The sequence below is a fragment of the Nitratireductor sp. ZSWI3 genome (assembly GCF_024655565.1).
GTDB lineage: Bacteria > Pseudomonadota > Alphaproteobacteria > Rhizobiales > Rhizobiaceae > Nitratireductor.
On sequence record NZ_JANKOF010000148.1, the window covers coordinates 1 to 7,350 of the forward strand.

The window sequence follows — 7,350 nt, forward strand, 5'->3', positions numbered from 1 at the left end:
GCCGCCGAAGGCGGCCGCGCCCGTTTCCGGCGCATCGCCGACCGAGCCTCGGCGCTCTATTCGCCCGTCGTGCATGTCACCGCCTTCCTGACCTTCCTCGGCTGGCTCCTGGTCACCGGCGACTGGCATCGGGCCATCACCGTCGCCATCGCCGTGCTCATCATCACCTGTCCCTGTGCGCTCGGCCTTGCCGTGCCGATCGTTCAGGTGGTCGCCGCAAGGCGCCTCTTCGAGAACGGCGTGATGGTGAAGGACGGTGCGGCGATGGAAAAGCTCGCCGAGATCGACACCGTCGTCTTCGACAAGACCGGAACGCTGACGCTGGGCGTGCCGCGCCTCAAGAATGCCGACCAGCTCGGCGAGACCACGCTGGCGCTCGCGGCGGCCGTCGCGGCCCATTCGCGCCATCCCTTCTCGCGAGCCATCGTGCGCGCGGCCGCAAGCGCCACCGGCAAGGCATTCGCCTTCGATACGGTGCGGGAGTTCCCGGGTCTCGGCATCGAGGCGCACAACAACGGGGCCACGTGGCGGCTCGGTCGCGCCAAATGGGCGCTCAGCGAAACCGCCAGCGACCACGATCTGCAGACCGGCACGGTGCTCGTGCGCAACGGCCGCAAGCTGGCCGATTTCCGCTTCGAGGACACGCTGCGCCCCGGCACGCCGAAAGCCGTCGAGCGCCTGCGCGAGAAGGGTATCGGCGTCGAGATCATCTCCGGCGACAGCGAGCGGCAGGTGGGCGCGGTGGCGGACCGGCTCGGCATCACCGCCTGGCGGGCGGGCGCCCTGCCCGGCGAAAAACTCACCCGCCTGTCGCAGCTTGCCGACAGCGGCCACAAGACGCTGATGGTCGGCGACGGGCTCAACGACGCCCCGGCGCTCGCTGCGGCGCATGTCTCCATGGCGCCGGCCAGTGCCGCGGATATCGGCCGCAACGCCGCCGATTTCGTTTTCCTGCGCGAAAGCCTGGTCGCCGTGCCGCTCACGTTCGACGTGGCAAAGCGCGCCGGCCGCCTCATCCGCCAGAACTTCGTGCTGGCGATCGGTTACAACCTCCTGGCCGTGCCGGTCGCCATTCTCGGCCACGTCACGCCGCTTCTGGCGGCGGTGGCGATGTCGCTGTCGTCGCTGATCGTCATCGGCAACGCGTTGCGTCTGCAGACCGACCCCGATCTGATCGAGCCGGCCGACCGCGCGGTGCCGGCGACGACACCTTTCCCCGAGCCCGTGATGGAAGCGCCGTGACCAACCTTGCCATCCTCATCCCGGTGGCCCTGTTCCTCGGCGCGATCGGGCTTCTCGCCTTCCTGTGGTCCCTCAGGAGCGGCCAGTACGACGATCTCGACGGCGCCGCCGAACGCATCCTTTTCGACGCGCCGGACGATGAGCCGGACAGCAGATCCGGCTCATGAAACAACACAGAAAATAAAGGCCGTTGGTGCGTCCGAAGACGGTAGAGGATACCCGACGCCATCGACCCCGTGCGTGGTTCTATCGCACCACCAGAACCGAGATCTCCGCATGGCGCACGACGCGCGCCGCATTGGGGCCGATGAGATAATCCTCGGGGCTCGGTCGCTTGGCCGACAGCACGATCAGATCGGCCTTCGTCTCGACCGCATAGCGCAGGATCTCGCGGTAGATCGAGCCGTGGCCGACGATATGCCGGTGCTTCACGCCTTCGGGCACGTACTTCTTGGTGAAGGCGTGCAGCGCCTTGTTGGCGTGGTCGATCGCCTCCTGCTCGTGCCCCTTCGGAAAGAAGCCGCCGACGATCGACATGCCGTAATCGGGTACCACCGTCATCACGTGCAGCCGGCTGCCGAAGGACTTGGCATAATCGACGGCCGTCTTCAGCGTGCGTATTTCGTCGTCGGCATTGCCGAGATCGATGGATACGAGGATGTCCTTGTACATGGCATTTCCTCCTCAGCTTTCCGCCGGGCGCGGTCTGCCCGCATGCGGATTGCCCCCCAACGTGCCGCCGCGGCGGCGCTGCATGAACATCACCAGGGCGAGCAGAAGCGCCGCCGGGATATAGAACACCTCACGGGGCATGCGCTCTTCGTTGCTGACCTCGACCGCCGTGATCTCGACCGGTTGATCCGCGTAGAAGTCGAGATTCGACAGGGCCTTGCCGGCCAGGCTGTTCATATCGAACGGCTCGTCGAGGATCACCCTGTCGTCTTCGATGCGGGCGGCAAGTCCGGTCGCCGCCTCGAAACGGGCCTCTCCGGTCTCGCCCTCCGGGCCTAGGTTGAACGCCATGGTCCGCTCCGTGGTGCGGTCCGGATTGTCGAAATTCGGACCGCGGATGGTGAAGCGTATGTCGGCATCGGCAGGCTCATCCTTGACGGCCTCGAAGATCTGGGCTGGCGGTGTCACCAGATAGGGCGGCTGCACCAGGTCAAGGAAGAAGCCGGGCCTGAGCAGCATGAAGGTCACCAGCAACAGGGCGGCCGACTCCCACAGCCTGTTGCGCGCCATGAAGAAGCCCTGCGTCGCCGCCGCGAAAATCAGCATCGCGACGATCGCCTGGATCGTTACCCAGATCGCACCGAACCAGCCCACATTGATCAGCAGAAGATCGGTGTTGAAGACGAAGATGAAGGGCAGGAGTACGGTCCTCAGCGAATAGAAGAACGCCGTGAAGCCGGTCTTGATCGGATCGCCGCCTGACACGGCGGCGGCCGCGAAGGAGGCGAGCCCGACCGGCGGCGTCACATCGGCCATGATGCCGAAGTAGAAGACGAACATGTGCGCGGCGATCAGCGGGATGATGATGCCGTTGGAGGCGCCCAGTTCGACGATCACCGGCGCCATGAGCGAGGAGACGACGATGTAGTTCGCCGTCGTCGGCAGGCCCATGCCGAGCACCAGGCTGATCAACGCCGTGAAGACGAGGATCAGGAAGATGTTGCCGCCCGACAGGAACTCGACGAACTCGGCCATCACCTGGCCGATGCCGGTCAGCGTCACCGTGCCGACGATGATGCCGGCGGCGGCGGTGGCGCAGGCGATGCCGATCATGTTGCGGGCGCCGAGGATCAGGCCGACGATGAGGTCGTTGATGCCTTCCCCGAGGGCGGCGCGCTGCTCATCGCTCTGCAGGCCGCGGAACAGGGCCTTGAGCGGCTTCTGGGTGAGGATGATGACGATCAGCAGGAGCACCGCGTAAAAGGCCGAAAGGCCCGGCGACTTGCGCTCCACCATCAGCGTCCAGACCAGCACGAAGAGCGGCAGCAGGTAGTGCAGGCCCGTCTTGATGACGTCGACCGCGATGGGCAGTTCCACCACCCGCGCGTTGGGATCGTCCATTTCGAGATCGGGCGACTTCGCCGCGTACCAGATGAGCGCCACATAGGCGACGAGCAGGGCCGCCATCAGAACGGGGGCCGAAATGTCCGGCAGGGCATATTTGATGAAGTTGATGGCGTAATAGATGATGCCCACCAGGATGATGATGGAGGCGATGACGATGCCCGAGCGCATCAGCGCCACCAGGGCCGGGTGCGTCTGGCGCTTCTGCAGCACCGGCATGTCGTTCTTCACCGCTTCGAGATGCACCAGATAGAGCAGCGCGATGTAGGAGACGACCGCCGGCAGGAAGGCGTGCTTGATGACCTGCAGGTAGGAGATGCCGACATACTCGACCATGAGGAACGCGGCGGCGCCCATCACCGGCGGCATGATCTGTCCGTTCACCGAACTCGCCACCTCGACCGAGCCGGCCTTTTCCGGCGTGAAGCCGACCCGCTTCATCAGCGGGATGGTGAAGGTGCCGGTCGTCACCACATTGGCGATGGACGAGCCGGAGATGAGGCCGGTCATCATCGACGACAGAACGGCGGCCTTGGCCGGCCCGCCGCGCAGATGGCCGAGCAGCGCGAAGGCGAGCTTGATGAAGAAGTTTCCGGCGCCCGCCCGGTCGAGCATGGAGCCGAACAGAACGAACAGGAACACGAAGGCCGAGGAGACACCGAGCGCCACGCCGAACACGCCGTTGGGAGACAGCCACATCTGGTCCATGGCGCGGCTGAACGAGGCCCCGCCCCAGCGGATGATGTCCGGCACGACGGTGGAGGAGCCGAAGAACACGTAGGAGAGGAAGACGATGGCGACGATGGCGAGCGGCGGGCCGAGCGCGCGGCGCGTCGCCTCGAGCAGCAGCACCATGCCGATGCCGGCCACCACAAGGTCCTGCGTGATGGGCAGGCCGGGCCGCTGGGCAAGCGCCCGGTAGAAGACGAAGATATAGAGGGCGCAGGCGGCAGCGGTGAGGGCGAACACCCAGTCGATCACCGGGATGCGATCGCGCGGGCTCGACGGCAGCGCCGGAAACGCCATGAAGGCGAGGAACAGACCGAATGCCAGGTGGATGGCGCGCGCCTGCGCGTCGTTCAGCACCAGTGGCAGACCGGTCATGCCGGACAGCGTGTAGGGAAGCGGTGAGGCGATGTAGAGCTGGAACAGCGACCAGCACAAGGCGACGGCGGCGATGACGAAACCCGCCGTTCCCGCCGGATCGCGCGCGCCTGTGTCGCTGGAAGCGACCAGATCCTGCAGTTCGTCTTCGTTGAGCGGTGCGGCGGCCTTGCCCGCATTGTCCGGTTTCGTCGCCATTTCCCCTGTATCCCCTCATGAATCGTTTTAATTTTCAGGGAGAAGAAGGGCGCCCGGTTGAGGGCGCCCCGGTGGTCTGACCCTGACAGATCGTACCCATCCGTCAGGAAAAGTCAGCCCATCAGTTTTTTGTCGTAAGCCGACAGATCCAGACAGATGGGTTCCATCTGGATCATCACAGCCGTGCAGGTATCAGTTCAGCCAGCCCTTCTCCTTGTAGTAGGCCTCGGCACCCGGATGCATCGGCGCCGAATTGCCTTGAGTGACCATGCTTTCCGGCGTGAGGTTGGCGAGCGCCGGATGCAGGGCCTTGAAGGCATCGAAGTCCTTGAAGACCGCGTCGACGAAGGCGCGGACGACATCGTCCGGCACGTCGGCGGAGGTCACCACAGTGGCGCCGACGCCGAAGGTGTTCACGTCGCCGTCGGTGCCGCGGTACATGCCGCCGGGGATGGTCGCCTTGAAGTAGTAGGAGTTGTCCGACACCAGCTTGTCGACGGCCTCGCCCTCGACCGGAACGATCACGCTGTCACAGGTGGTCGTCGCCTCCTGGATGGCGCCGGCCGGGTGACCGACCGTGTAGGCGAAGGCGTCGATGTTGTTGTCGCACAGCGCCGAGCTCTGCTCGGCCGGGGCGAGTTCGGCCGCCACGGCGAAATCGGAGTTGGTCCAGCCCTTCTCGGCGATCAGAAGATCCATCAGCGCGCGCTGGCCGGAGCCGGGATTGCCGATGTTGACGCGCTTGCCCTTCAGGTCGTCGAAGGAGGCAATGCCGGCTTCCTTGCGTGCCACGACGGTCAGCGGCTCGGCATGCAGCGAGAAGACGGAGCGCAGCTTGTCATGGGCGCCGCCATCCTTGAACGGGCCCTCGCCCTTCATGGCGTTGTACTGCACGTCCGACTGCACGACGCCGAACTCCAGGTCGCCGCCCTTGATGGCGTTGACGTTGAAGACGGAGCCGCCGGTCGATTCGACCGAGCAGCGAATGCCGGTCTCGCGGCGATTCTGGTTCATCAGGCGGCAGATCGCCCCGCCCACGGGATAGTAAACGCCCGTCACGCCGCCGGTGCCGACGGAGATGAAGCGCTGGTCCTGTGCGCTGGCCGCCCCGGTGGCCAGCGAGCCGAGCACCGCGGCCGCGAGGCCAAAACCGAGAATGCGATTTGGTTTCATAATGCGTCTCCCTACTGATGTTTACGCGTTTGCAGATGCGTGCACGTCGAATCGCGATGCAGCCTTTTCAGGACCGACAACCGCAGCCGGACACCGCGTGCGGGATGCCCGGCGATGCGCAATCCGGAAAGGCTCAGGTGCGGGAGCGTGAAGCGCCCCCCGCTCCAAGTCAATGGATAGACTGCGCAATTTGCCGAAACTTGCAACCCATTGTTGCGCCCCCGACCAAACCAGCCGGGGATAAGCTTTTGACCATCGATGAATCGTCGTCGTCGTCCCCCTCCTGATTTTTCCGGTCAGGCCGTCGCCGCGTCCACCGCTTCGCCAAGCCGTTCGACGATCGCATCGGCGGTCGCCTCGTCGATGATGAAGGGCGGAGCCAGGAGCACGTGGTCGCCGCGCGCGCCATCGATCGTCCCGCCGGCCGGATAGACCATCAGGCCACGCGCCATCGCTTCCCTCTTGACCTTGGCGTTGATCTTCAAGGCCGGCTCGAAAGGCGCCTTCGAGGAACGGTCGGCCACCAGTTCCAGCCCCAGGAACAAGCCGCGGCCGCGAATGTCGCCAACATGGGCGTGGTTGCCGAAGCGCGATTCGAGGCGGCCGCGCAGATAGGAGCCCATGGCGCGCACATTGGCGAGCAGCCCGTCCCGCTCGATCACCTCCTGCACGGCCAGCGCCGCCGCGCAGGCGACCGGATGGCAGATATAGGTGTGGCCATGCTGGAAGGCACCCGACCCGTTGGCGAAGGCATCGAAGATATGCCGGCCAAGCAGCACCGCGCCGATCGGCTGGTAGCCGCCGCCCAGGCCCTTGGCGATGCTCATCAGGTCGGGCGCCACGCCGTCCTGCTCGCAGGCATGCATCGTGCCGGTGCGCCCCATGCCGCACATCACCTCGTCGAGCAGCAACAGCACGCCGTGGCGGTCGCAGATCTCGCGGATGCGCTTGAAGTAGCCGGGCACCGCAGGCACGGCACCCGCCGTCGCCCCCACCACCGGCTCGGCGACGAAGGCCATCACCGTTTCCGGCCCGAGTTCGAGGATCTTGTCCTCCAGCGCCTGCGCGGCGCGCTGGCCGTAGGCCTCCTCGCTCTCGCCCGGCACCTGGTAGCGGTACGCGTAGCAGGGGTCGATGTGATGCGTCTCGATCAGCAGCGGCGTGAAGGGCGCGCGCCGCCACTCGTTGCCGCCGGTGGCGAGCGTGCCGAGCGTGTTGCCGTGATAGCTCTGGCGGCGGGCGATGATGTTGCGCCGCTCCGGCTTGCCTTTCTCGACGAAATACTGCTTGGCCATCTTCAGCGCCGCCTCGTTCGCCTCCGACCCGCCGGAGACGAAATAGGCGTGGCTGATGCCTTCCGGGGCACCGGCGATCAGGCGGTCGGCCAGCCGCTCGGCCGGCTCGTTGGTGAAGAAGCTCGTATGCGCGTAGGCGAGATGCTCGGCCTGCGCCTTGATGGCCTCGATCACGTCCGGATGGCCGTGGCCGAGGCAGGAGACGGCCGCCCCGCCCGATGCGTCGATATAGGCCTTGCCCGCGGCGTCGAAGAGTTCGACG

At 65.8% G+C, this 7,350-nt stretch carries 6 protein-coding genes; 2 read left to right on the top strand and 4 right to left on the bottom strand.

All coding sequences use genetic code 11. The annotated features are described in order from the left end of the window. A partial coding sequence (locus NUU27_RS24265; protein ID WP_257764873.1) for a heavy metal translocating P-type ATPase occupies window positions 1-1,242 on the top strand: 1,242 nt, incomplete at its 5' end. Further along, window positions 1,239-1,409 carry a cbb3-type cytochrome oxidase assembly protein CcoS gene (gene ccoS, locus NUU27_RS24270; protein ID WP_257764874.1) on the top strand — a complete coding sequence of 57 codons (171 nt, stop codon included), beginning with the start codon at window positions 1,239-1,241 and terminating at the stop codon, window positions 1,407-1,409. The genes NUU27_RS24265 and ccoS, both read left to right, overlap by 4 nt. A gap of 79 nt (window positions 1,410-1,488) precedes the next feature. Here the strand turns inward: ccoS and NUU27_RS24275 are convergent, their stop codons facing one another. The 4 genes from NUU27_RS24275 to NUU27_RS24290 form a co-directional block, all read right to left on the bottom strand. Next, window positions 1,489-1,914 carry a universal stress protein gene (locus tag NUU27_RS24275; protein ID WP_257764875.1) on the bottom strand — a complete coding sequence of 142 codons (426 nt, stop codon included), beginning with the start codon at window positions 1,912-1,914 and terminating at the stop codon, window positions 1,489-1,491. A gap of 12 nt (window positions 1,915-1,926) precedes the next feature. Beyond that, window positions 1,927-4,620: a TRAP transporter permease gene (locus NUU27_RS24280; RefSeq protein ID WP_257764876.1), complete on the bottom strand. Its 2,694-nt coding sequence runs from the start codon at window positions 4,618-4,620 to the stop codon at window positions 1,927-1,929. A gap of 192 nt (window positions 4,621-4,812) precedes the next feature. Further along, window positions 4,813-5,793, bottom strand: coding sequence for a TAXI family TRAP transporter solute-binding subunit (locus NUU27_RS24285; protein WP_257764877.1), 981 nt, complete (start codon window positions 5,791-5,793; stop codon window positions 4,813-4,815). 296 nt (window positions 5,794-6,089) lie between these two features. Next, a partial coding sequence (locus NUU27_RS24290) for an aspartate aminotransferase family protein (protein WP_257764878.1) occupies window positions 6,090-7,350 on the bottom strand: 1,261 nt, incomplete at its 5' end.

Bases quoted from the DNA above. Each gene is read 5' to 3' on its own strand.
- NUU27_RS24275 (WP_257764875.1), bottom strand. From the start codon at position 1,914: ATGTACAAGGACATCCTCGTATCCATCGATCTCGGCAATGCCGACGAC.
- NUU27_RS24280 (WP_257764876.1), bottom strand. From the start codon at position 4,620: ATGGCGACGAAACCGGACAATGCGGGCAAGGCCGCCGCACCGCTCAAC.
- NUU27_RS24285 (WP_257764877.1), bottom strand. From the start codon at position 5,793: ATGAAACCAAATCGCATTCTCGGTTTTGGCCTCGCGGCCGCGGTGCTC.